The organism is Amycolatopsis camponoti, assembly GCF_902497555.1.
Taxonomy (GTDB): Bacteria; Actinomycetota; Actinomycetes; order Mycobacteriales; family Pseudonocardiaceae; genus Amycolatopsis; species Amycolatopsis camponoti.
Genome location: NZ_CABVGP010000002.1, coordinates 2,209,836 through 2,234,641 on the forward strand (window position 1 = coordinate 2,209,836; position 24,806 = coordinate 2,234,641).

Here is a 24,806-nt window from a genome sequence, read left to right on the forward strand (position 1 = left end):
GCTCAGCCGTACTTGAGGATCTTGGCGGCGGCTTCGAGGCCCTCGCTCGTGCCGACCGCGACCAGCAGGTCGCCCCCGGTGAGGGTGAAGTCGGGCGCCGGCGAGGGGTGCACCTGGCCCGCCCGTGCGACGGCGACCACCGAAACACCCGTGCGCGTGCGCATCGCCGTGTCGCCGAGCGTCCGGCCGTCGAACGGGCCGGCCGGCTTGATCGGCAGCTGCCGGGTGCTGATCCCCGGGAGGTCCCGGTGCTCCTCGGTGAGCTGGGCGACCAGCTGCGGCGCGCCGAGCAGGTTGGCCAGCGTGCCCGCCTCGTCCGCGGTCAGCGGGATCGAGGCGGCGCAGGCGTCGGCGTCGTCGGTCTTGGAGACGATGAGCTCGGTGTGGCCGTCCCGCTGGGTGACGACGCCGATGCGGCGGCCCGTACGGGTGCTGAAGTCCTTCCGGACCCCGATGCCGGGCAGGGGAGTTACTTCGACGTTCACCCAACCACCGTAACCCACGTGTCCGATTCGCGACGTTCAGCCGAGCAGCAGAAGTGCCGCCGCGACGACCATGACGAGGGCGGTGACGCCGTGGACGCTGTAGGCGATGACCTTCTTCCCGCGGTGGCGCAGGACGATCAGCATGTCGAAGAGGGGCCAGACGGCCGCGACGAGGATGACCCAGCCCAGCGCGTGCGGGTCGCCGTAGATCATCAGGGTCAGCGGGACCAGGCCGGCCCCGACGTCGCGGCCGCCCTTGACGTTGAGGAAGCTCTCGGCGTTTTCGGGGACCTCGGTGAAGCCGAACCCCGCGGCGGTCTTGGCCGGTGCGAAGAGGTAGTTGAGCCCGACGTAGATGATTCCCAGCGAGACGATCGCGACGAGGACGTAGCCGGCGATGAGCATGGTGTTCCCTCCAGTTTTCTAGCGTTGCTAGCGATACTAGCAACGCTAGCTTAGCGGCGCTAGATTGTCTAGCAGTGCTAGTATCGGTGGTATGACCCAGCGACAGCGGCGTGTGCGCGACCGGACCGAGCGCGGGCAGCGGATCGTCTCCGCGGCCAGGGAGCTGGCCGAGGCGGAGGGCTGGGACGCCGTCACGACCCGGCGGCTCGCCGCGCTGATCGAGTACAGCCAGCCCGTGCTGTACAGCCACTTCCCGGGCGGCAAGGACGCGATCATGGCGGCGGCCGCGCTGGAGGGCTTCGCCGAGCTGGCCTCGGTGCTGGCCGCGGCCCGCGACGGCGGTATCGCCGGGGTCGCGCGGGCGTACGTCGAGTTCGCCGACGTCAAGCCCGCGCTCTACGACGCGATGTTCACGCTGGCCTCGGAGCTGCCGTTCGCCCAGGACGACACGCCCGCGGTGATGCAGGAGGCGTTCGCCGGGCTGTTCGCCGTGGTCGAGCCCGTGGCGGGGGACGAGGAGGCCGGGATCCTCACCGAGGTCTTCTGGGGCGCGCTGCACGGCTTGATCACCCTGGATCGCGGGCACCGCCTGTCCCCGGAAAACCGTGACGAGCGCCTCGCCTTGGTCGTCGGCCGCTTCCGCGCGCGGGCCGACTGATCTCCTCCGCACCCCGACCGGCAGAATGGACACCAAAGCCGAACGAGACGAGAACGCGAGGAGAGTGCCGGTGACGGGAGCCCTACGTGGTGTGGTCGCGCTGGACGGCCCGTCGGGGACCGGGAAGACCACCGTCGCGCGCAAGCTCGCCCAGCGCCTCGGCGCCGGCTACCTCGACACCGGTGCGATGTACCGGATGGTCACCCTCGCCGTGCTGCGCGCGGGGGTCGACCCGGCCGACGCGGTCGCCGTCGCCGGGCTGGCCGACAGGACCGACTTCGGCATCGGCACGAGCCCGGACCGGCTCGAGATCCGGCTGGCCGGCGAGGACGTCGCCGCCGACATCCGCGGTCCCGAGGTCACCAAGGCCGTCTCGCCCGTCTCCGCCGTGCCCCACGTGCGTGAGCTGCTGGTCGCCCGGCAGCGCCGGATCATCGACGACGTGGTCGAGCACCGCGGCGGGATCGTCGTCGAAGGCCGGGACATCGGCACCGTCGTCGCGCCGGACTCGCCGCTGAAGGTCTACCTGACCGCCTCGGCCGACGTCCGCGCGTCGCGGCGCAGCACCCAGGACAGCGCGGCCGGGCGGAAGTCGTCGGTCGCCGATGCCCTCGCGAGCGTCGAGCGCCGCGACCACCTCGACTCCACCCGCACCGCCTCGCCGCTGCGCCCGGCCGACGACGCCGTGCACGTCGACACCTCGGAACTGTCGATCGACCAGGTGATCGTCGCCCTCAGCGAACTGGCCAGCCACCGCGGCCTGCTGGCGGGGTGCAACGCCGAGGTCGCTCGATGAAAGCTGGGTCTTCCGGGGCCGAGCCCCGGACCCCAGCCGGGGGGCAAGCCCCCCTGGACCCCCCGAAGTCGGCCAGGGGACTGCCGGAAGGCTCCGTCGGCGCACTCCACGACGCCGGCCGGATCTTCGGCCGGTACCATCTGCGTTCGGCCTTCCGCATCCGCGTGCACGGCCGCGAGCGGATGCCCGCCACCGGCCCGGTGGTGGTGATCGCCAACCACAGTTCGATGATCGAGCCGCAGCTGATCTTCGGAATGCTGCCGCGGCGTTCGGCGTTCTTGGTCAAGGCCGAGCTGTACGACTGGCTGGGTGGGCTCGCCGGGAAGTTCCTGGTGGCCATCGGGCAGATCCCGGTCAAGCGCGGCGAGATCGACCGCAAGCCGCTGATGACCGCGGTCGGCGTGCTCAAGGACGGCGGCGTCGTCGGGATCTTCCCCGAGGGCACCCGCGGTGCGGGGGACGTCGGCGCGGCCGAACGCGGCGCGGCCTGGCTGGTCCGGGCCTCCGGCGCGACCGTGCTCCCGGTCGCGACGCGGGGCACGCGCAAGCCCGCGGACGGCAAGCGGCGCTGGCGCCCGCGCGTGGACATCCTCGTGGGGGAGCCGTTCACGCCGAAGGTCGGACCCGGGAAGACCGGGCTCGACCAGGGCACCGAAGAGCTGCGCGGCGAGCTCGCGGCGCTCGTCAAGACTTTGGACGATTGGCGTACCGAAAACGGTTTCGTTACGCCATAAGGGAAACAGGTAGTCATGGAAGAGTTGGACAGCGTCGGCGAAGTCGACGGCACTTGGTCGGACGAGACCGAGTTCGCCAGGCTCGACGCGCAGATCGACGCTGCGGAAGCGGCCGAGGAGGCGGCGCTCGCGCAGCCGGTGCTCGCCGTGGTCGGCCGGCCCAACGTGGGCAAGTCCACGCTGGTCAACCGCATCATCGGCCGCCGCGAAGCCGTGGTCCAGGACGTGCCGGGCGTCACCCGCGACCGCGTCGCCTACGACGCCTACTGGGGCGGGCGCAAGTTCACCCTGGTCGACACGGGCGGCTGGGAGCCGGACGCGACCGGGCTGCAGGCCTCCGTCGCCGCCCAGGCCGAGCTGGCCATGCAGACGGCCGACGCGGTCCTGCTGGTGATCGACGCCTCGGTCGGCGCCACGGCCACGGACGAAGCCGCGTCCAAGGTGCTGCGCCGCTCGAAGAAGCCGGTGCTGCTCGTGGCGAACAAGGTCGACGACGACCGGCTGCTCGCGGACACCGCGTCGCTGTGGTCGCTCGGCCTCGGCGAGCCGCACCCGGTCAGCGCGCTGCACGGCCGCAGCTCCGGCGACCTGCTCGACGCCATCCTCAAGACCCTGCCCGAGGCGCCGCGCGAGGGCGTCGCCGCGACGTCGGGCCCCCGGCGCGTCGCGCTGGTCGGCAAGCCGAACGTCGGCAAGTCGAGCCTGCTCAACAAGCTCTCCGGCGAGGAGCGCTCGGTCGTCGACTCGGTCGCGGGCACCACCGTCGACCCGGTCGACTCGCTGGTCGAGTTGGACGGCGAGACCTGGCGGTTCATCGACACGGCCGGCCTGCGCAAGCGCGTCAACTTCGCCGCCGGCGCCGAGTACTACGCCTCGCTGCGCACCAAGACCGCGATCGACGCGGCCGAGGTCGCGGTCGTGCTGCTGGACGCCGGCGAGCCCATCTCGGAGCAGGACCTGCGGGTGCTGACCATGGTCGTCGAGGCCGGGCGCGCCTGCGTGCTGGTGTTCAACAAGTGGGACCTGGTCGACGAGGACCGCCGGCACGCGATGGTCCGCGAGCTGGAGCGCGGCCTGGTCCGCGTGCCGTGGGCGGAGAAGGTCAACGTCTCGGCGCTGACCGGCCGTTCGGTGCGCAAGATCGCCCCGGCGCTGCGGACGGCGCTCGCGTCGTGGGACAAGCGGGTGCCGACCGGCCAGCTCAACGCCTGGCTGTCCGACCTGATCGCGGCCACCCCGCCGCCGGTCCGCGGCGGCAAGCAGCCGAAGGTGCTGTTCGCGACGCAGGCGGGCATCCGGCCGCCGACGCTGGTGCTGTTCACCACCGGCTTCCTCGAGGCGGGCTACCGCCGGTTCATCGAGCGCAAGTTCCGCGAGCGGTTCGGCTTCGAAGGCAGCCCCGTCCGGGTGAATGTGCGCGTCCGCGAAAAGAACGCGAAACCGAAGGTCGGCGGAAAAGCGGCCAGGCCCGCCAAAACCCGGTGACTTTTTGACGTCCAGCCTGACGCCCGGCCGGCGTGGTCCCCTCGAGTGCGACCTGGATCACGCTGGTCAGGGCGGTGTTGGTGAGGTCCGACACTCCGTCGTGATCTGGAAGATATGGTTCCTTCATCTGCGAGTATGGTGAAGGGTCGTTGCGGGCGCCTCATTCAGGAGTGCAAGCCCGGTGAGGCTCGCGGAAGGTGAGTGATGGGCTTGCGCGCCCACAGTTCGTCCCTGCACGTCTTCTACCCGGTCGAGGGGGCAACCCGATGACCGTCACGATCGAACCCGCCGAATCCGCCGCGGAGATCACCGCCCCGCTCGCCTGCGTCGCCGAAGTGACGCACGCCCCGTCGGCCACCCCGGTCGCCGACCGGGCCCTGTTCTGGTCCGGCCTCGGCGCCGGCGAGCGCACCCTGCTCGACGTCCTCGCCGCCACCGCCGAGCGGCACCCGAACGCCGCCGCGATCGACGACGGCACGACCACCCTGACCTACCGCGCGCTCCTCGAGGAGATCGACGCCTACGGCCGCCGCCTGCGCGGCTACGGCGTCGGCCTCGGCGACCGCGTCGGCATCCGGATCTCCTCCGGCACCGCCGAGCTGTACGTCGCGATCCTCGCCACCCTGTCCGTCGGCGCCGCCTACGTGCCGGTCGACGCGGACGACCCGGACGAGCGCGCCGAGCTGGTCTTCGAAGAGGCCCAGGTGGCCGCGGTGGCCACCGACGGCAAGATCAACGTCCACTCCACGCCGGGTGGGCGGGCCGGCGTCCCCGGCCCGGCCGACGACGCCTGGATCATCTTCACCTCCGGCTCCACCGGCAAGCCCAAGGGCGTCGCGGTGAGCCACGCGAGTGCCGCCGCGTTCGTCGACGCCGAGGCCGAGATCTTCCTCACCGAGGAACCGATCGGCCCGGGCGACCGCGTCCTGGCCGGCCTGAGCGTCGCCTTCGACGCCTCCTGCGAAGAGATGTGGCTGGCCTGGCGCCACGGCGCCTGCCTCGTGCCGGCGCCGCGCGCGCTGGTCCGCACCGGCGTCGACCTCGGCCCGTGGCTGGTCGCGCAGGGGATCACCGTCGTCTCGACCGTGCCGACGCTGGCCGCGCTGTGGCCCGCCGACGCTCTCGAAGACGTCCGCCTGCTCATCTTCGGCGGCGAAGCGTGCCCGCCGGAGCTGGCCGAGCGCGTCGCCGTCGAAGGCCGCGAAGTCTGGAACACCTACGGCCCCACCGAGGCCACCGTCGTCGCCTGCGCCGCGCAGCTGACCGGCGAGGGCCCGGTGCGGATCGGCCTGCCGCTGGCCGGCTGGCAGCTCGCCGTCGTGAACGAAGACGGGCAGCCGGTCGCCATGGGCGACACCGGTGAGCTCGTCATCGGCGGCGCCGGCCTGGCCCGCTACCTCGACGCCGAGAAGGACGCCGAGAAGTTCGCGCCGCTGCCGTCGCTGGGCTGGCAGCGCGCCTACCGCTCCGGTGACATGGTCCGCGCCGAAGCCGAGGGCCTGCTGTTCCTCGGCCGGCTCGACGAGCAGGTCAAGCTCGGCGGCCGCCGCATCGAGCTGGGCGAGGTCGACGCCGCGCTGCAGGCCCTGCCGGGTGTGCAGGGCGCGGCCGCCGCGATCCGCCGCACCAAGGCCGGCAACCAGGTCCTCGTCGGGTACGTCGTGCCCACCGCCGGAGTGCCCTTCAACCAGGACGAGGCCGCGACCCGGCTGCGCGAGCACCTGCCCGCCGCGCTGGTGCCGCTGCTCGCCGTCGTCGAGGACCTGCCGACCCGCACCTCCGGCAAGGTCGACCGCAACGCCCTCCCGTGGCCACTGTCCACAGTGGACGCCGCGGCGGCCGGGCTGTCGCCGACCGAGGCGTGGCTCGCCGAAGGCTGGGCCGAGATCATCGGCGTGTCGGTCGACGACCCGAAGGCCGACTTCTTCACCCACGGCGGCGGGAGCCTGACCGCCGCCCAGATCGTCGCGCGCATCCGCACCCGGCACCCGCAGGTGTCGGTCGCCGACATCTACGCCCACCCCAAGCTGGGCGCCTTGGCCGCGATGCTGGACGCGCTCAGCGGCCAGGCCACCGAACGCCGCGACATCGCGCCGACCCCGCGTCGCGCGGGCGTCGTCCAGACGGTGCTGACGATTCCGCTGATGGGTCTCGTCGGCCTGCGCTGGGCGACGCTGGCGGCCGCGCTGTCGAACATCCTGGCGCTGCTCGGGTTCGCCTGGGCGCCGACGCTGAACTGGGCGTGGATCGGCCTGGCCTGGGTGGTGCTGTTCAGCCCCGCGGGCCGGATCGCGATCGCCGCCGGCGGTGCCCGCGTGCTGCTGTCGGGCGTGCGCCCGGGCACCTATCCCCGCGGCGGGAGTGTCCACTTGCGACTGTGGACGGCCGAGAAGCTCGCCGAGTTCAGCGGCGCGGACAGCGTCGCCGGCGCGTCCTGGATGACGACGTACGCCAAGGCGCTCGGCGCGCGGATCGGCAAGGACGTCGACCTGCACTCGCCGCCGCCGGTCACCGGCTTCCTCAAGCTGGGCCGCGGCGCGGCCATCGAGCCCGAGGTCGACCTGACCGGTCACTGGGTCGACGGCGACGTCGTGCACATCGGCAAGGTCCGCGTCGGCGCGGAAGCCCGCATCGGCGCGCGCAGCACGCTGTTCCCCGGCGTCCGCATCGGCAAGGGCGCGGAGATCGCGGCCGGCTCGACCGTCCGCGGCGCCGTCCCGGCCGGGCAGCGCTGGGCCGGTTCGCCGGCCGCGCGCGTGGCCAAGGACGAGCGTGACGCGCTGAAGTGGCCGGCCAGCCGGCCGCCGCGGTCGCACTTCTGGGCCACCGTCTACGGCGCGACGTCGCTGCTGCTCGGGTTCCTGCCCGGGATCGCCGCGCTGGCGGGCGTCGTGGTGCTCGGCTACGCGATCGCCGGGGCGCCGACGCTCCTGGCCGCGTTCGTCCAGGCGCTGATCTTCGTGCCGGTCGCGACGGCCGCGTACTTCCTCGCCTACATGCTGCTGGTGCTCGCCGGTGTCCGGTGCTTGAGCATCGGCATGGTCGAGGGCTACCACCCGGTGCACGGCCGCGTCGCGTGGCAGGTCTGGGCCACCGAACGGCTGATGAGCATGGCCCGCGAAGGCCTGTTCCCGTTGTACGCCAGCCTGTTCACGCCGGTGTGGCTGCGGCTGCTCGGCGCGAAGGTCGGCCGCAACGTCGAAGCGTCGACCGTCCTGGCGCTGCCGAAGATGACCAAGGTCGACAGCGGCGCGTTCCTGGCCGACGACACCATGGTCGCCACCTACGAGCTGGGCCACGGCTGGCTGCACGTCGCCCCGGCCCGGATCGGCAAGCAGGCGTTCCTCGGCAACTCGGGCATGACCGCACCCGGCCGTTCGGTGCCGAAGCGCGGGCTCGTGGGTGTGCTGTCCTCGACGCCGTTGAAGGCGAAGAAGGGCTCGTCGTACCTCGGGATGCCACCGCTGCCGGTGCGTCGCGCGATCGGCGACGCCGACACGAGCCGCACCTACACCCCGGCGCTGCACCTCAAGGCGGCGCGGGCGCTGGTCGAGCTGTGCCGGATCATCCCGGTCATGTGCGGGGTCGCGCTGACCGTCTCGGTCGCCTTCGGGCTGCTGTGGGCGGCGTCGGCGTTCGGCTTCGCGGTCGCCGCGCTGCTGGCCGGGCCCGCCCTGCTGGGCGCCGGGATCGTCGCGGCGCTGACCGCGACGGTCATGAAGTGGCTGCTGGTCGGGAAGTTCCGCGAGATCGACCACCCGCTGTGGAGCTCCTTCGTCTGGCGCAACGAGCTGGCCGACACCTTCGTCGAGGCGCTCGCGGTGCCGTGGCTGATCGGCTCGATCGGCGGCACGCCGCTGCTGCCGGCCTGGCTGCGCACGATGGGCGTCAAGATCGGCCGCGGCGTGTGGCTCGAGACGTACTGGCTGCCCGAGGCCGACCTCGTCGAGCTCGGCGACGGCGCGACCATCAACCGCGGCTGCGTCGTGCAGACGCACCTGTTCCACGACCGGATCATGAGCATGTCGCGGGTGGTGCTCGGCGAAGGTGCGACGCTCGGCCCGCACGGCATCGTGCTGCCGGGTGCCGGCATCGGCGCGCGCACCACGGTCGGCCCGGGGTCGCTGGTGACCCGCGGCGACGAGGTGCCGGCCGACACGCGCTGGCTCGGCAACCCGATCTCGGCGTGGACGGGCAAGTAAGCAGAAGGTCACGAAGTACCCGCCTGGCTCGCCGGACTCACCCGTCCGTGCGAGCCTGGTTTGGTACGTCGGTACTAGGAAAGGTTCGGCACGGGTGATTTCGAAGGCTCCGGCTCCGGCACCCGGCGCGGATACCTCCGGTGACCCCTACCTGCCCGCACACGGCAACGGCGGCTACCGGGTCCGGCACTACGACCTGAACCTGGACTACAAGGTCGCGCCGAACCGGCTCTCGGCTTCGGCGGCGATCACCGCCGAGGCGACGCAGGCGCTTTCCCGCGTCAGCCTGGACTTCGGCGAGTTCCGGATCAACCGCGTGCTGGTCGACGGGAAGCCCGCGAAGTACCTGAAGCGCGGCGCGAAGCTGCACGTCCGGCCCGCGAGGGCGATCGCGGCGGGTGCCGCGTTCGTCATCGAGGTGCACTACGTCGGCAACCCGCGGCCGGTCGGCAGCCGCTGGGGCGACGTCGGCTGGGACGAGCTGACCGACGGCGCGCTGGTGGCGAGCCAGCCGGTCGGCGCGCCGTCGTGGTTCCCGTGCAACGACCACCCGGCGGACAAGGCGACCTACCGCGTGACCGTGACGACGGCGTCGCCGTACCTGGTCGCGGTCACCGGCAACCTGGTGGACCGCTACACCGCGGCCAGCACCACGCGATGGGTGTACGAGCGTCCGGAGCCGACGGCGACGTACCTGATGAGCGTGCAGATCGGTCGCTACGACGAGCTCGAGCTGTCCGGCCGCGGCTGGTTCCCGCACACGGGCGTGAGCGCACGCCGGCTGATGGTCGGCTTCGGCCACGGTCGCGTCGATTCGGTCCTCGAAGCGGTGCCGCAGCGCGCGGCCGTGCCACCGCGGCTGCGCCGTCTCTTCGAGCGCGACTTCGGCCGCCAGGGCCGGATGGTCGAGATGCTGCAGCGGCTGTTCGGCCCGTATCCCTTCGGCGAGTACGTCATCGTGGTGACCGACGACGAGCTCGACGATCCGATCGAGGCGCAGGGCATGGCGATCTTCGGCGCCAACCACGTCGACGGCCGCCGCACCCACGAGCGGCTCGTGGTGCACGAGCTGGCCCACCAGTGGTTCGGCAACAGCCTGACGGTGGCGGATTGGCGTCACATCTGGCTGAACGAGGGCTTCGCGACCTACGCCGAGTGGTTGTGGTCGGAGGAGTCGGGCGGCCAGTCCGCGCAGGCGCTGGCCCGGAGCTGGCACACCCGGATCAAGGCCAAGCCGGCCGACGTCCGGATCGCCGACCCCGGCGTGGCCCGCATGTTCGACGAGCGCGTCTACAAGCGCGGCGCGCTGACCTTGCACGCGCTGCGCGCCGAGATCGGCGACCCGGCGTTCTTCGCGCTGCTGAAGGCGTGGGCGGTCGAGCACCGGCACGGCCTGGTGACGACGGCGGGGTTCGTGACGATGGCCGAGGCGTACGCGGGCCGGTCGCTGAGCACGTTCTTCACGCGCTGGCTGGAGACGCCCGCGCTGCCCCCGCTACCGGGGGCCTAGAACCCGCCGCGGGTGGCGTCGACCAGCCAGACCGCGCCCGGAATGCGAACCCCTTCGGGCGTCTCGAACGCTTCGAGCCCCGCCCGCAGCTCTTCCCGCGTCCGCGCCACGACGTCCGGGTCGAGTCCCGCCAGGTTGGTGCGGACCGGGCCCTGGCCGAGGATGAACCCGGCCGCGTCGGCGGCGTCACGGCCGTAGTCCATCGGCGCGGTGACCGGCTCGATCCGGATGCCGGTGAACCCGGCCGCGTCGAGCACTTCGCGGATGCGGGCCGGCTCGACCAATGAGCCCATGCCCCGCGACGCGGGTGATGGCGCGCGCATCAGAGGCTTGAGTGCCGCGGTGGCGCGGGCGTAGTCGCTGTCGGGGCCGCCGCCCTGCGGGCCGAGGAACGCCAGCCGCCCGCCGGGCCGCAGCCCGCGCCGGATGTTGGCGAACGCGGCCACCGCGTCCTCGAAGAACATCACCCCGCCCCGGCTGATCGCGACGTCGAAGCCGGCGTCCGGGAACGGGTGGACCTGGGCGTCTCCCTGCTCGAACCGGACATTGGCGATGCCTTGGGCGGCCGCGTCGGCGCCGGCGCGCTCCAGCATCGGGGCCGAGAGGTCGACGCCGACGACGGTTCCGCGGCCCGCCCGCCGGGCGGCCAGCAGCGTGACGTGGCCCGTGCCGCAGCCGACGTCGAGGACGTGGTCGTCCGGGGCGATCGCGGCGATGCGGAAGAGGTCGTCGTTGAAGGCGCCGACGATCGCGTTGTAGCGGGCGCGGTTCTGTGCCCAGTGGACGCCCTCCCAGCCGTTCCAGGCTTCGGCTTGCCGGGCGTTGGCGATGGCCTGCATGGGTTCCTCCATTACTAGAGTCCTACTCTAGATGTACACTCCAGTTATGGAAGAGCGCAAGAAACGCGTCCGTGACGCCCCGCGGACGCGCAGGCGCATGCTGGAAGCGGCGCGCGACCTGTTCCTGCGCAACGGCTACGGCGCGACGACCCTCAAGGAGATCGCCGACCGGGCGGACGTCGCCGTGCAGACGATCTACTTCACCTTCGGCAACAAGCGGGTGCTGCTCAAGGAACTGGTCGACGTGGCCATCGCGGGCGACCTCGAACCGGTCGCGACGATGGACCGGCCGTGGTTCCAGGACGCGCTCGCGGCCCCGACCGCCGAAGCGCACCTGCGACTGCACGTCCGCGGCACCCGCGGGATCCTGCAGCGCGTCGCCCCGATCGTCGAGATGCTGCGCGCGGCCACCGCGGCCGACCCGGCGCTCGCCGGGCAGTGGGACGACGACGTCGACCCGCGGTTCGCCGTCCACCTCGAAGCCGCCCGGTCCCTGATGGCCAAGCCGCGGGCCCGCTCCGGGATGACCGCCGAGCACGCCGCCGACCTGCTGTTCGGCGTGCTCAGCCCGGAGCTCTACCAGGTGTTCGTCCGCGACCGCGGCTGGTCGCCGGAGCAGTGGGAGACCTGGGCGGCCGACACCCTGGCCGCCCAGCTCTGTCAGGCCGCCTGACTCCCCGTTGCGCCGGATACATCGGATGTATCTGCCGCTTTCTGGGTGAACCGCTCTGGTCTTTCGCGACTCTGTCTGTAAACATGGCCGCACGCCGCCTGCAGACCTCGCGAAACGTAGTATGAATCCGAAAGGACGCTTCATGGACGCAGTGTCGCGGCGTACCGTGCTCCGCTCTGCCTCGGTCGCGGTGGGGGCCGCCGCGTTCGGCGGGCTGTGGGCCGAGGGGGCTTCGCCGGCGCTGGCCGCCGGGAACCCGCACCGGGACGTCGCCGCCGACGCTCGCATGGTCTGGAAGCGGCTCCCCCAGAACTGGCAGGAAGGCCCGTTCCTCGCCAACGGCTACCTCGGCGCGCAGGTCTACGCCGGTCGGACGCCGCAGGTCCTCAAGGTGATGCTGAGCCACACCCAGGTGCAGGACCAGCGCATCCAGTGGGAGGCCGGCATCGGGTTGTCCCGGCTGCCGATCGGCTACCTCACGCTCACGCTCGCCGGCGCGATCACCGCCGTCGACTGGACGCTCGACCTCTACAACGCCGAGCTCGGCGGCACGATCACCACCACCCAGGGCTCGGTCGCCTTCTCCGCCGTCGTGCACAACGACCTCGGCGTGCTGCTCGTCTCGCTGACGCCGACCGCGGGGGAGACCGGCGCGGCGTGGGCGTTCCAGCCGCTGGAGTCGGCGACCACCCGCACCGTCCGCAAGCCGCCCGAGTACGTCGCGAACCCCGCGCCCGAAGTGGCCGACGGGTACTGCGCGCAGCCGATGCTCGCCGGAGGCGGCTACACGACGGCCTGGCGCGAACGCCGGATCGGCGCGCGTCGGCTGCTCGCCGCGACCGTCGCCTACAGCTTCCCGGGCACGACGCACACGGCGGACGCCCTCGCGAGCGTCCGGAAAGCGCTTGCCGCGAACCCGGACGCCCTGCTCGCCCGCCACCGCCGCTGGTGGAACGACTACCACGGGCGCAGCTTCGTTTCGGTGCCGGACAAGCAGGTCCAGCGGTTCTACTGGATCCAGCTGTACAAGATCGCGGCCGCCACGCGGGCGGGCGGGCCGGTCGTGTCCGAGTGGGGACCGTGGTTCCCCGAGGTCGGCAACAGCTGGACCGCGGTCTGGTGGAACCTCAACGTCCAGGTCACCTACCCGATCGTCAACAGCAGCAACCACCCCGAGCTCGACGCCGTCACCGAGACCTTCCGGCGCGACCACGCGAACCTCGAGACGTCCGTCCCGCCGGCCTACCGCGACGGCGACACCTACGCGCTCTCGCACCCGGGCGACTGGCGGCTGCGGCCCGGCGGCACGCGCTCGGTCGGCGTCCCCGGGACGACGTCCAAGACCGACCAGACCGGGAACCTGTTGTGGGGCCTGCACAACGTCTGGCTCGCCTACCGCCACCACCTGGACCGGCGCGTGCTGCGCGACGTCCTGTACCCGACGCTGGCCAAGGCGCTGAACTTCTATCGCCACTTCCTGTTCACCGGCCCGGACGGGTTCCTGCACCTGCCGCTGACCCGCTCGCCGGAGTACGCCGACGCGGCCGACTGCACCTACGACCTTTCGCTGATCCGATGGGCCGCCCGCACGCTCGTCGACACCGCGTGGATCCTGCGCCTGAACGAGCCGCGTGTCCCGATCTGGCAGGAGATCAGCGCGAAACTGGTGCCCTACCACGAAACCGCGGCCGACGGCGTGCTGATCGGCGACGGCGTCCCGCTGTCCGCGTCGCACCGGCACTTCTCGCACCTGCTGTGGCTCTACCCGCTGCGGGAGAAGGTGTGGGACTCGCCCGGCGATCGTGACCTCATGACGCGGACGTTCCGGCACTGGATCGCCGATCAGACCGCCTGGCACGGCTACAGCTACGCGGCCGCGTCGTCGATGTCTTCGGTGATGGACGCGCCCGAGGAAGCTTTGCGCTACCTGAAGTTCTTCCTCGACCGCAACGTCGTGGCCGACACCGAGCTGACCGCGAACACGATGTACCGCGAAGGGTCCAACTTCGCGATCGAAAGCCCGATCACCGCCGCGCAGTCCGTGGTGGACATGCTGGTGCAGGGGTCCGGCGGCGTGCTCAAGATCTTCCCGTCGGTGTCGGCGACCTGGCGCGACGCCTCGATCGACGGCCTGCGCGCGGAGGGCGCGTTCCTCGTGGACGCCTCCCGCCGCGACGGGAAGACGGAGTTCGTGCGCGTGCACAGCGAAGCCGGCGAGCCGCTGGTGCTGCAGCACGGCGTCGCCGGGGACGTCGACGTCCGCGACGAGCACGGCCGGCGGCTGCCGTGGCGCCCGGCCGGGCCCGGCCGGATCGCGATCGGGCTGCGGCGCGGCGGGACCGCCGTCGTCACCCCGCGCGGCGGCCGACCGGACTGCGCGCCCCGCGACGTCCCCGCCCTCGGCCCGGCCCCGGCGTGGGGCCTGCCGAGCTGAATCCGCTGTCGACAAGGAGGTCGCCATGGACATCACCCGCAGAACCGTGCTCGGCGGTGCGCTCGCCGGGATCGCGGCCGGCGCGGCGGGCGTCACGCCCGCGTTCGCCGACACACCCGGCAGCGACGACTTCGGCTGGGCCGGGTTCCTCGGCACGGCGGACCTGTACTGGCGGCGGCTGCCGAAGACCTGGTACGAGGGCCCGTTCCTGGGCAACGGGTTCCTCGGCTCGGGTATCTACGCCGAGCCCGGGCAGAACGCGATCCGCTTCAACGTCCAGCACAGCCAGGTCCAGGACCACCGCCCGGAGTTCGGCTCGCTTTTCGGCCTGGCGCGGCTGCCGATCGGGTACTTCACCCTCGAACCGGTCGGCGCGATCACCGCGATCGACTGGCGGATGGACCTGTGGAACGCCGAGCTGACCGGCACGATCACGACCGCGGCCGGCAGCCTGAGCCTGCGCGCGATCGTCCACACCGGACAGCCGCTGCTGGCCGTCGAGATCCGGCCGTCGGAAGGGGAACGCGGGTTCAAGTGGGTGTTCCACCCGGCGGCCGCGGTCAGCCCGCGCGCCGACCCGGTGTGGAACAAGCCGCCGCCCGCCGGCTACACCGCGAACCCGCCGGTGCAGCTCAGCGGCAGCGGCGACGCGCGGCTGGCCGTCCAGCCGCTGCTGGCCGGCGGCGAGCACGTGACGGCCTGGCGGGAGGTGACCCGCGGCGGCGCGCGCACGCTGTACACGTCGGTGGCGTGGTCGCACCCGGCGAAGACGTCGGTGGCGCGGGCACTGGGGACCGTGCGCCGGGTTTCTTCGTTCGCCGCGCTGACCCCGGACCACCGGCGCTGGTGGCACGACCACTACCGGGCGAGCTTCCTGTCCATTCCGGACACCCGGCTGCAGAGCTTCTACTGGATCCAGCTGTACAAGGTCGCGTCGGCGGCCCGGCGGGAGGCGCCGGTGATGGCGACGTCCGGGCCGTGGCTGGAGAACACGCCGTGGCCGGCGACGTGGTGGAACCTCAACGTCCAGCTCGAGTACTGGCTCATCCACGGTTCCAACCACCTCGAGCTGGACGCCGTCAGCCACGCCCTCGACAAGTACCGCGCGAATCTCAGCAGCCAGGTGGCGACGCCGTACCAGGCCGACTCGGCGGGCATCCCGCGCACGACCGACATGACGCTGCTCAACGGCGTCTCGAACGCCACGAGCGGGTTCCCCGTCGGCGTCCCGGGGCAGGACCCGCCGACGCCGGAGGTCGGCAACCTGACGTGGGCGCTGCACAACGTGTGGCTGTCCTACCGGCACACGATGAACGCCGCGCTGCTGCGGGACACGCTGTTCCCGTTGCTGCGCAAGGCGATCAACTACTACCTGCACTTCCTCGCACCGGGCCCGGACGGGAAGCTGCACCTGCCGCCGACGTTCTCGCCCGAGTACGGCGTCGACGCCCCGGACTGCAACTACGACCTCTCGCTGATCCGCTGGGGCTGCAAGACACTGCTGCAGACGGCGCCGGGTGACCCGCTGGCGCCTCGCTGGCGGGACGTCCTGGCGACGCTGGTGGACTACCCGGCCGACGTCAACGGGTACATGATCGGCGCCGGCGTGCCGTTCGCGAAGTCGCACCGGCACTACTCGCACATGCTGCAGATCTACCCGCTCTACGACGTCACGTGGGAGCAGCCGGAGCACCGGGCGATCATCGAGACGTCGCTGAACCACTGGGTCGGCTTCGAGGGTGCGCTGCAGGGGTACACGTTCACCGGCGCGGCGTCGATCTCGGCCCAGATGCTGCGCGGCGAGCAGGCGGCGTTCTACCTCGGCGAGCTGCAGCGCCGGTACATCCAGCCGAACACGATGTACAAGGAGTCGGGGCCGGTCATCGAGACGCCGCTGTCGGCGGCGAAGTCCATGCAGGACATGCTGGTCCAGAGCTGGGGCGGCGTCGTCCGGCTGTTCCCGGCGGTGCCCGCGGCCTGGGGCGACATCGCGCTGCGGGACTTCCGGACCGAGGGCGCGTTCCTGCTGAGCGCGTCCCGGTCGGGTGGGAAGACGCGCTGGCTGAAGGTGCACAGCGAAGCGGGAGCGCCCTGCGTGCTGCGGCCGGGCATCGAGGGAGAGCTGACGGTGACGGACGCCCGTGGCCGCGCGCGCCGGTGGCGGCGGCTGGGCAACGGCGACGTCCAGGTGGAGCTGGACCGGGGCGAGGACGCCTTCGTGTACCGGAAGGGGGACCGGCCGGACTTCGGGGTGCGCCCGGTCGCCCCCGGCGGAGCGAGCGCACCGTGGGGGCTGCCGTGAGGAGCTGAGCAGGCGGCTGTCAGCGCTGGGGCGGGTCGCCGCCGGTCGCGGGGACGGGCAGAGCGGCGGCTGCCTGCGCCCGGTCGGTTGTCGGGTGGGGATGGCGGGCCTCACCCGCCGTCCGCTTCGTCCTTCTTCCCGGATTCCCGCCCGGGGCGCAGTCGTTCGCGGCACAATGGGCGGCTGACGAGGGGAGCGGGGATGAGCGAGCCGGGGGTGCCGGGGCAGCGGCCGGACGGGGGCAGGCCGGACGGGGCAACGCCGCCGCCCGGTCCGGGCGGCCCGCAGCACTACCAGCAGTTCTTCCAGTACCCGCAGTGGCAGCCGCCGGTGCCGCCGAGGCGGACCTCGCCCGCCGCCGTCGTGCTGATCGTCGGGTCGGTCGTCGTCGTCATCCTGATGGCGCTGGCCTTCCTCGCCTGGGGCTATCCCGGTTTCCTGCGCGAGCAGGACGTCAAGGGGGTCGCCGGGGCCCGGCCGGCGTCGTCGTCGCCATCGCCCTCCCCGTCGCCGACCACCGCCACCACGAGCGCGCCGGTTTCGCTGCCTGCCGGCGCCCGGGCGCCGATGCCGAAGCGCAGCAAGCCCCTGGCCGACCCGGTGACGTGCGCCTTCACCCCGGAACCCACGTCGCCGGCGCCGAAGAAGGTGGCGCTGCCGCCCGACGGCCCGGCGTCGTCGTCCGGCACGGTCCCGGTGTCCCTCGCGACGAGCGCCGGCGACATCGGCCTCACGCTCGACCGCGCCCTCGCCCCCTGCACCGTGGTCAACTTCGTGAGCCTGGTGAAGCAGGGGTTCTACGACGGCACGTCGTGCCACCGGCTGTCCGTGACGGCCGGGCTGCAGATGCTCCAGTGCGGCGACCCGGTGGGCGACGGCACCGGCGGCCCCGGCTACTCGATCCGCGACGAGGTGTTCCCGGAGCTGACGTACGGCCGCGGCGTCCTCGCCATGGCCAAGACGGCCCAGCCCGACTCGGGCGGGTCCCAGTTCTTCCTGGTCTTCGGCGACGTCGAGATCTCACCGGAGTACACGGTCTTCGGCAGCATCGACGACGCGGGTCTCCGCGTCCTGGACGACGTCGCCCGCGGCGGCATCGACCCGTCCCGCCCCGGCATCGGCGACGGCAGTGGCCCCCCGACGGTCCCGGTCACCTTCACCCACGTCACCACCCCGTGACAGAAGGGGCATCACCCGTGATCAGAGAGGCATCACGTGTGATTGGCGGGGCATCACGTGTGATTGGCGGGGCATCGCGGTGATGCCCCTCCAAACACGGGTGATGCCCGCTCAATCACGGGTGATGCCCGCCCAATCACACGTGATGCCCCTTCACGCACGGTCGAGGAGGGACTTCAGGGCCGTGAGGAGTGCGTTCGTGGCTTGCGGGGTTGCCGTGGCGTGGCGCCAGGCGACGTAACCGTCCGGGCGGACCAGGAGGCAGCCGGCCTCGTCGATGCCGCTCAGCCGGGACCAGTCGCCGTAGGCGTCGCGACCTTCGGGGTCGCCGACGCGCACCGCGCGCAGGTCCAGGCCCAGCTCGGCGCCGGCCTTGGCGGCCGCGTCGCGCCACGCCGTGCCGGTCAGGCCGGTGAGCACCGTCCAGCGGCCGCCGCCCACCAGGTCCAAAGTGGACACCCGGCGCCCGTGCGGGCCGACCAGCCACGCGTGCGGCAGCTTCGCCCCCGGCTCGGTGCTCGGCCGGTGGAACAGCTCGGGATCGCGCTCGGCGGGCTTCACGACCCCGTCGGGCAGCACCGCGCCCGAGACGTACCGCTGGTCCATCTCGACGCCGTGGGCGTTGAACTCGTAGTGCTTCAGCTCGATGGCCTTTTCCAGCTCACGCCGTTTCCGCGCGCCCTCGGCGGTGGGCGCGAGGCAGGTCTCGAGCCCGGCCGTGATGCCGTCGGCGTCGGTGTCGCCGGCGATGCCCAGCGCCGCGAAGATCGGCCCGAACTGGTCGCGGCTCAGGTTCGCCCGGTCGACGATCTGCTTGCCGACCGGCGCCCGCTCGGCGCTGTAGCTGTCCAGCAGCCCTTCCCCCGCTTCGCCTCGAAGCACCATCGCGAGCTTCCACGCGAGGTTGTAGGAGTCCTGGATCGAGGTGTTCGAGCCGAGCCCGTTGGACGGCGGGTGCCGGTGCACGGCGTCCCCGGCGCAGAACACCCGGCCGCTGCGGTACTCCGTCGCGTAGTTGTGGTTGACCGTCCACAGTGACGTCGAGGTGATCTCGACCTCCAGCGAGGCGTCGCCGACCAAGTCGCGCACCAGCCGCGTCGCTTCCTCGACGTCGACCTCCGGCGGCGCTTGCGCGATGTCGTAACCCCAGGTCAGCAGCCACTCGTTCCACGGCCGCACCATCCGGACCAGGCCCATCCCGATCCCGCCGAGGTGCGCGCCCGGCCGCATCACCCAGTACAGGACGCTCGGGCGGTGCGCGACGTACGGCGCGAGGTCGGCGGTGAACGTGATGTTCATGCTGCCCGCCTTGCCGGTCTGCCCGGCGATCGGCAGGCCGGCCTGCTCGGCGACCCGGCTGCGCGCGCCGTCCGCGCCGATCAGGTACCGGGCGCGCAACGTGAATTCGTCGCCGCGCACGCGGTCGCGGAACCGGGCGGTGACGCCGTCTTCGTCCTGCGTGAAGTCCAGGAACTCCGTGTCCAGGCGGAGTTTCGCGCCGCGGGCGGCGGCCTCGCTCACCAGGATCGGCTCGAGGTAGGTCTGCGGCAGGTCGATCATGTGGCACGGGCTGGCCGCGGCGTACTCGGCGGCCGAGGAGTCGCCGGTGCCCCAGCTGGCGATGCGGCCGATCTCCGGCCCCGTCAGCGACGTGCAGAGCACGGTGTCGCCCATCAGCTCCGGCGGCGTGCCGACGGCGAGGGCCTTGTCCTCGACGCCGAGGTCGCGCAGCACCTCCATGGTGCGCTGGTTGGTGATGTGCGCGCGGGGCGTGTTGGCCGTCCAGCCGTACTTGGTGGCCAGCACGGTCGGCACGCCGTAGGTGGCGAGCAGCAGCGCGGCGGACCCGCCGGCCGGGCCGCTGCCGACCACGATGACGTCGGTGTCGTAGCTCATGCGCTGCTCCCTGAGATCCGGAAGGTGAACTCGAGCCGCTGCTCGGCGAAGTCGACGATCAGGCCTTCCTTGACGCCGAACACCGTGTCGGAGTCGAGGTACTCGCCGCCGGCGACGAACAGCTGGGTGATCAGCGTCCGGTAGCCGGGCTTGGCGATCATGAAGTGGACGTGCGGGGCCCGGTAGGGGTGGCGCCCGACGGCGTCGAGCATCTGCCCGACGGGCCCGTCCGCCGGAATGGGGTACGCGCTCGGCACGATCGTCCGGAAGCGCAGCCTGCCCTCGGCGTCGGTGCGGAAGCGGGCCCGCAGCACCGGGCCGTCGACGTCGGGCAGCTGGACGTCGTAGAAACCGTCCTCATTGGACTGCCAGACGTCGACGATCGCGTCCGGAACCGGCCGGTCGTCGGTGTCGGTTACGCGGATGTCGGTCCACAGTGGAGTGCCCGGGAGCCCCGCCGCGATGTCGGCGCCCTGCGGGGTCTCGGGTGGTCCTTCGACGTAGAACGGGCCGAGCACGGCCGACGGTGTCGTGTCCGGCGTGCGTGAGTTCGTCAGGACGTCGACGACGCTCGACACGCCGAGCGTGTCCGACAGCAGGATGAACTCCTGCCGGGTGTCGGTGGTGATGTGCCCGGCCCGGGTCAGGAAGCCGATCGCGTACTCCCACTCGTCCTGCGTGAGCTCGGTGCGGATCGCGTAGCCGTGCAACGTCTCGACCAGGTCGGTGAGGAGTTCGCGGATGCGGTCCGGTGCGGCGGCGAAGCTGTCGACGACCTGTTTCGTGAGTGCCTTGAGACTGGGCGGAGCGGCCGGGCGGGTGCCGGTGATCGCCGCGCGGAGCAGGTCTGCTTCCGGCTCGTCCGCGATGTCCGCTTCGGTGAGGCCGAGTTCGGCCAGCGAATGCGGGATCGGGAGGCTCGCGGCGAGTTCGAAGATCTCGCCGGCGTCCTCGAGTCCCTGGTGGGCCATGACGTACGGGAGGAGGACGGCGTGCGTCTCCGCGTGCGGCAGGCCGAACTTGCCGCCGAGGAAGTGGCAGAGCCGGTGGTGCAGGCCCATCGTGACGGCGTCGAGGCACGTGCCGGCCAGCCAGGCGCCGCGCAGGGCGTCGGTGCGAGCGTCCACATCGGACGGATCTTTCGCGATACGCGGCAGCGCGCTCGTGAGGAGCTTCACCGCCTCGGCGGCGAGCAGATCGGTCATCGGGTTCGCGTCGGGGGCGTAGCGGGCCTCGACGGCGTGGGCGAGCGCGTTGAGGCCGCTGGCCGCCGAGACCGCCGCCGGAAGGGAAAGCGTCAGCTCGACGTCGTAGAGCACGGTCTCGGGCCGGACCTCCGGGGTCCGCTGGGTGGTCTTGCGGCCGTCTTCGGTCTGGCCCAGGACCGACGTCAGCTCGGAACCCGCGTACGTCGTCGGGACGATCAGCTGAGGCAGGCCGGTCCGCAGCGCGATCGCCTTGGCCAGCCCGGTGGCCGAGCCGCCGCCGATCGCGACCACGCCGTCGACGTCGTACTCCGCGACGACCTTGAGCGCGCGCTCGGTGACGTCGACCGGCGTGTGCATCGCGGCGTCTTCGAAGCGCGCGGCCAGCCGCGGGCCGAGCGCTTCGGCGGCGCGGTCGGCGTACCGCGGGCGGCCGACCAGCAGGACCCGCCGGAGGCCGAGCAGGTCGGCTTCGGCACCGACGGCGTCGAGCGAACCGAAGACCACCCGGACGGGGTTCGCGGCGTAGGTGAACGAGGTCATGCGAGGGAGTATCCGGCTGCCGGGGTGCGCGGTCCTGCACGTTCGTGCTGCGCGACGGCACGAAACGCGCGTCGGGTCAGCCTGCCCGGCGCAGTGCGGCCGGGGTCGTGCCGAGCTGGGCGCGCAGCACCCGCGTCAGGTGTTCCTGGTGGGAGAAGCCGCAGCGGGCCGCGATCTCGGCGATCGGGTCGTCGCCGGTGCGCAGCAGCAGCCCGGCCTGCTCCACCCGCAGCCGCAGCAGGAACCGGTGCGGGGGCAGGCCCGTGCGGGCCTTGAACTGCCGCGAAAACTGGCTCACGCTCAGCCCGGCGAGTGCGGCCAGCTCCGCCAGGGGCACCGGCTCGGCCAGGCGTTCCGCCATCAGGTCGCGGACGCGCGTGAACTGCCGGTCGGACAGGCCGCGCGCCGGGCCGGGCTCGTGGGCGGGGCCGGCGTGGTGGCGGCGGACCAGCTGCGCCGCGACGAGCGCGCCCAGCTGGTCGGCGTAGGTGCGGGCGCTCGGTTCCCAGTCGCGGACGACGCCGTCGAGGCTGAGCACCAGCTGTTCGAGCAGGGGGTCGGAGCTGCCGAGCTCCTCGGCGAGCCGCACGGGCGCGTGGTCGCCGGCGGCTTCCTGCACGGCGTCGTCGGCGACGTAGACGTGCACGGTCTCGAGCTCCCCGCCGAGCTCGACCGACAGGTCGGCGTGCGACGGCTGCAGGAACAGGCCGCCGGCGGGCATCCGGCGGCTGCGTTCGCGCGGGGTCCCGACGCCGCGCCGGACCGTCACCGGCCCGTCGAGGTGCAGGATCAGCTGGTGGCTGCGGGCGGGCGCGAACTCGGCGCGGTAAGGACGTTCCCGCTGCCGGGAGACGTAGACCCGGTCCCAGCCGAGCCCCGCGCTGGTGCGTTCGGGCCGGACCCAGGGCAGCGCGAGGATGCCGTTGGTGTCGGTCAGCCCGAGTTCGCCCACGCCTGCCTCCTCGACGTCGAGGCTGCTCGCGATGGTACGCGAACCTCGTCCGTGGGCGGGCCTACGTACTCGCCTGGACAGCCATCTCGCGTACCCAGACGGACGACTCGCGTGCCTGGATGGACGACTCGCGAGCCGACTCTTCGGGTACGCGTGTCGTCCGTCGGTGTCAGCCCGGGGCGGAACGGCCGTGGCGCCAGTAGCCCAGGAACGCGATGTCGGACTTCGCCCAGCCGCGGTCCCGCACCAGGTGACGGCGGATCCCGGTGGCCAGCGCGGCCTCGCCGGCCACCCACGCATAAGCCCGCCCCGGTGGCAGGTCGGCCGCGACGACCGTCTCCAGCGCCAGGACCCCCGGGCGGCCCGGCCGGGGCCGCGGCAGCCAGTGCACCCGCACCCCGGGCGGTGCCGGAACGACCCGGACGTCCGCGGCCGAAGGCACCTCCAGGAACACCTCGGCCACCAGGTCGTCCGCGGCGCTCTCGAGGATCGCCAGGATCGCCGGCACCGCGCTCTCGTCCCCGGCCAGCAGCTGCCACGCCACCCCGGGCGGCGGCAGGTAGCTCACGCCCAGGTCGAAGATGCCCGCCGGGTCGCCGGGACGCGCGCGCCGGGCCCATTCGGCCGCCGGGGCGTCGCCGTCGTGCAGCGCGAACTCGATGTCGATCTCACCCGGCCGCGCGCGCCGGACCGTGTAGTTGCGCACCCAGGGACGGCGTGACTTCGGCAGCAGCAGCACCTCGGCCATCCAGCCCTCGTTGTCCAGGGTCGGCATCCGCAGCCCGTCCTGGCCCACTCGCGGGAAGAACAGCCGCACGGCCTGGTCGTCGCCCGCCACCTCCAGGTCGCCGAGCGACGGCCCGCCGAGGGTGATCGTCCGGAACGCCGGGCTGGGCGCGGTGTTCGCCAGGACTTCGAGGGTGATCATCCGTCGCGACGCGGGGCGACGCACCTTCGGGATCATCAAACGTCCAGCACGAGCCGCGGCGACGACGCCCGCGACACGCACGCGTACATCCGCCCCGCGGGGGCGCCGATGTCGTCGCGGTGCTCGGGTTCGCCGTCGAGCACCGACAGCTCGCAGCTCCCGCAGACCCCTTCGCGGCATCCGGACGGCACCGGCTTTCCGGCGTGGTTCAGCGCGTCGAGCAGGGACTCGTCGGCCGGCACCTGGATCGTCGACCCGGACCGGGCGCACACCACTTCGAACGGCGTGTCGGGGCCGAAAACGCGGCGGGTGGGCTCGAAGCGTTCGGCGTGCACCCGCGGGAACACCGCTTCCGCCGCGGCGAGCATCGACGCCGGTCCGCAGCAGTAGACCTCACCCGCGAACTCCGCGAAAGAAGCCAGATCCGGCCGGTCATGGGAGAACAGAGACACGCGTTCGCCATACGTGGCAACGAGTTCCGCCGCGAAGGGCATGGTCGAAGCCGACCGTCCCACGTAGACTAGCGAAGCGGCGGCCCCGGCGGCGACGGCCGCGCGCAGCATCGGCACGATCGGCGTGATCCCGATCCCGCCCGCCAGGAACAGGTATTCCGGCGCGGGAACGAGCGGGAAGTGGTTGCGCGGCGAGGAGACTTCGAGCGTCCGGCCCGGGCTGAGGTACCAGTGGATGTACTCCGACCCGCCCCGGCTCAGCGGATCGAGCCGGACCGCGATCCGGTACGCCGAAAGGTCGCCGGGGTCGCCGCACAGCGAGTACTGCCGCGTCAGCCAGTTCGGCAGCGCCAGGTCGATGTGCGCACCCGGCTCCCACGCTTCCAGTGGCCCTTCGTCCCCGCGAAGCACCAGCGAGACGACGTCATCGGCGACGTGCTCGACGCTCTCCAGCATCGTTTTCTGCATGATCAGTACAACTTCCGGTAGCTGTCTTCGAGGATCTGGTCGAACACCGCCGGGTCGACGGCCACGCGCAGCTGGTCGGTGACGATCTCGCCGGCCGACGGCATCTCCGCGGCCAGCGCCTGGCTGGCGGGGTCCCACAGCCTCGACCGCAGCAGCGCCCGGCCGCAGTGGAAGTACGCTTCGGCGACCTCGACGATGATGGCCAGCATCGGCGCCTTGGCCTCGGTGCGCATGCGGGCGAGCACGTCCGGGTCGTCGGTGACGTACGCGCTTCCGTTGACGCGCAGCACCTCCCGCATGCCGGGGATGAGGAACATCAGGCCGACGCCGTCGTTCTCGGCGATGTTGCGGAACGAGTCGGCGATCTTGTTGCCGGGCCGGTCGGGCAGCGCGAGCGTGTGCTCGTCGAGGACCTTCACGAAGCCCGGGTAGTCGCCGCGGGGTGAGCAGTCCGTGCGGCCGGTCGCATCGGCGGTGGCCAACGCGAGGAACGGGGCGTGCGCGATGAAGCGGCGGGCGTGCTTGTCGACGTGGTCGAGCTTCTTGCCCTCGATCATCTCTTCGGGGGCGCCCAGTCGGTTCCTGACCTCGGCCATGGAGACCCGCCGGTACCGAGTGCTCAGCGTATTTGTGCTGGTCATGCCATAATTATGAGCAAAT

At 72.2% G+C, this 24,806-nt stretch carries 19 protein-coding genes; 10 read left to right on the forward strand and 9 right to left on the reverse strand.

Going from position 1 to position 24,806, the window contains the following annotated elements; all coding sequences use genetic code 11:
- Window positions 1–2: 2 nt before the first annotated feature.
- Both AA23TX_RS30715 and AA23TX_RS30720 read right to left on the reverse strand, forming a co-directional pair.
- Window positions 3–485, reverse strand: a complete 483-nt coding sequence (locus AA23TX_RS30715; RefSeq protein WP_196425597.1) for a cation:proton antiporter regulatory subunit — start codon at window positions 483–485, stop codon at window positions 3–5.
- Between the two features lie 36 nt (window positions 486–521).
- Window positions 522–890, reverse strand: coding sequence for a DUF4267 domain-containing protein (locus AA23TX_RS30720; protein WP_155546253.1), 369 nt, complete (start codon window positions 888–890; stop codon window positions 522–524).
- 91 nt (window positions 891–981) lie between these two features.
- On the opposite strand from AA23TX_RS30720, the gene AA23TX_RS30725 reads away from it, so the two are divergent.
- From AA23TX_RS30725 to AA23TX_RS30750, 6 genes are all read left to right on the forward strand, one after another.
- Window positions 982–1,548 (forward strand): TetR/AcrR family transcriptional regulator, encoded by a 567-nt coding sequence (locus tag AA23TX_RS30725; protein WP_230862770.1) that lies wholly within the window; start codon window positions 982–984, stop codon window positions 1,546–1,548.
- Between the two features lie 91 nt (window positions 1,549–1,639).
- Window positions 1,640–2,344, forward strand: coding sequence for a (d)CMP kinase (cmk, locus tag AA23TX_RS30730; protein WP_155547417.1), 705 nt, complete (start codon window positions 1,640–1,642; stop codon window positions 2,342–2,344).
- Window positions 2,345–2,466: 122 nt separating this feature from the next.
- Complete coding sequence (locus tag AA23TX_RS30735; protein WP_338422539.1) at window positions 2,467–3,078, forward strand: lysophospholipid acyltransferase family protein; 612 nt, start codon at window positions 2,467–2,469, stop codon at window positions 3,076–3,078.
- Window positions 3,079–3,093: 15 nt separating this feature from the next.
- Window positions 3,094–4,563 (forward strand): ribosome biogenesis GTPase Der, encoded by a 1,470-nt coding sequence (gene der, locus AA23TX_RS30740; RefSeq protein ID WP_155546254.1) that lies wholly within the window; start codon window positions 3,094–3,096, stop codon window positions 4,561–4,563.
- A gap of 266 nt (window positions 4,564–4,829) precedes the next feature.
- Complete coding sequence (locus AA23TX_RS30745) at window positions 4,830–8,765, forward strand: Pls/PosA family non-ribosomal peptide synthetase (protein WP_155546255.1); 3,936 nt, start codon at window positions 4,830–4,832, stop codon at window positions 8,763–8,765.
- Window positions 8,766–8,859: 94 nt separating this feature from the next.
- Entirely contained in the window at window positions 8,860–10,275 is a 1,416-nt protein-coding gene (locus AA23TX_RS30750) for a M1 family metallopeptidase (RefSeq protein ID WP_155546256.1), read from the forward strand.
- Here the strand turns inward: AA23TX_RS30750 and AA23TX_RS30755 are convergent.
- Complete coding sequence (locus tag AA23TX_RS30755) at window positions 10,272–11,114, reverse strand: class I SAM-dependent methyltransferase (RefSeq protein ID WP_155546257.1); 843 nt, start codon at window positions 11,112–11,114, stop codon at window positions 10,272–10,274. The two genes, AA23TX_RS30750 and AA23TX_RS30755, sit on opposite strands and share 4 nt — an antisense overlap.
- Window positions 11,115–11,160: 46 nt before the next feature.
- Here AA23TX_RS30755 and AA23TX_RS30760 point away from each other — a divergent pair, with 46 nt between their 5' ends.
- The 4 genes from AA23TX_RS30760 (at window position 11,161) to AA23TX_RS30775 (ending at window position 17,702) form a co-directional block, all read left to right on the forward strand.
- Window positions 11,161–11,787 carry a TetR/AcrR family transcriptional regulator gene (locus AA23TX_RS30760; RefSeq protein ID WP_155546258.1) on the forward strand — a complete coding sequence of 209 codons (627 nt, stop codon included), beginning with the start codon at window positions 11,161–11,163 and terminating at the stop codon, window positions 11,785–11,787.
- A 142-nt stretch (window positions 11,788–11,929) separates the two neighbouring features.
- Window positions 11,930–14,221, forward strand: coding sequence for a glycosyl hydrolase family 95 catalytic domain-containing protein (locus tag AA23TX_RS30765; protein WP_155546259.1), 2,292 nt, complete (start codon window positions 11,930–11,932; stop codon window positions 14,219–14,221).
- A gap of 25 nt (window positions 14,222–14,246) precedes the next feature.
- Complete coding sequence (locus tag AA23TX_RS30770; protein WP_155546260.1) at window positions 14,247–16,523, forward strand: glycosyl hydrolase family 95 catalytic domain-containing protein; 2,277 nt, start codon at window positions 14,247–14,249, stop codon at window positions 16,521–16,523.
- Between the two features lie 201 nt (window positions 16,524–16,724).
- Window positions 16,725–17,702 carry a peptidylprolyl isomerase gene (locus tag AA23TX_RS30775; RefSeq protein ID WP_155546261.1) on the forward strand — a complete coding sequence of 326 codons (978 nt, stop codon included), beginning with the start codon at window positions 16,725–16,727 and terminating at the stop codon, window positions 17,700–17,702.
- A 153-nt stretch (window positions 17,703–17,855) separates the two neighbouring features.
- Here AA23TX_RS30775 and AA23TX_RS30780 read toward each other — a convergent pair whose 3' ends face one another.
- The 6 genes from AA23TX_RS30780 to AA23TX_RS30805 all read right to left on the reverse strand — a co-directional run bounded on the left by AA23TX_RS30780 (window position 17,856) and on the right by AA23TX_RS30805 (window position 24,787).
- Window positions 17,856–19,598 carry an FAD-dependent monooxygenase gene (locus tag AA23TX_RS30780; protein WP_155546262.1) on the reverse strand — a complete coding sequence of 581 codons (1,743 nt, stop codon included), beginning with the start codon at window positions 19,596–19,598 and terminating at the stop codon, window positions 17,856–17,858.
- Window positions 19,595–21,346 carry a maleylacetate reductase and hydroxyquinol 1,2-dioxygenase domain-containing protein gene (locus AA23TX_RS30785; protein ID WP_155546263.1) on the reverse strand — a complete coding sequence of 584 codons (1,752 nt, stop codon included), beginning with the start codon at window positions 21,344–21,346 and terminating at the stop codon, window positions 19,595–19,597. Before AA23TX_RS30785 ends, AA23TX_RS30780 begins: the two co-directional genes overlap by 4 nt.
- A gap of 76 nt (window positions 21,347–21,422) precedes the next feature.
- Window positions 21,423–22,298 carry a helix-turn-helix domain-containing protein gene (locus AA23TX_RS30790; RefSeq protein WP_155546264.1) on the reverse strand — a complete coding sequence of 292 codons (876 nt, stop codon included), beginning with the start codon at window positions 22,296–22,298 and terminating at the stop codon, window positions 21,423–21,425.
- 169 nt (window positions 22,299–22,467) lie between these two features.
- A complete protein-coding gene (locus tag AA23TX_RS30795) occupies window positions 22,468–23,262 on the reverse strand; it encodes a siderophore-interacting protein (protein ID WP_155546265.1) in 795 nt (264 codons plus the stop codon).
- Window positions 23,262–24,146, reverse strand: coding sequence for a PDR/VanB family oxidoreductase (locus tag AA23TX_RS30800; protein ID WP_155546266.1), 885 nt, complete (start codon window positions 24,144–24,146; stop codon window positions 23,262–23,264). Before AA23TX_RS30800 ends, AA23TX_RS30795 begins: the two co-directional genes overlap by 1 nt.
- A gap of 2 nt (window positions 24,147–24,148) precedes the next feature.
- Window positions 24,149–24,787, reverse strand: coding sequence for an MSMEG_1061 family FMN-dependent PPOX-type flavoprotein (locus AA23TX_RS30805; RefSeq protein WP_155546267.1), 639 nt, complete (start codon window positions 24,785–24,787; stop codon window positions 24,149–24,151).
- Between the last annotated feature and the right edge of the window lie 19 nt (window positions 24,788–24,806).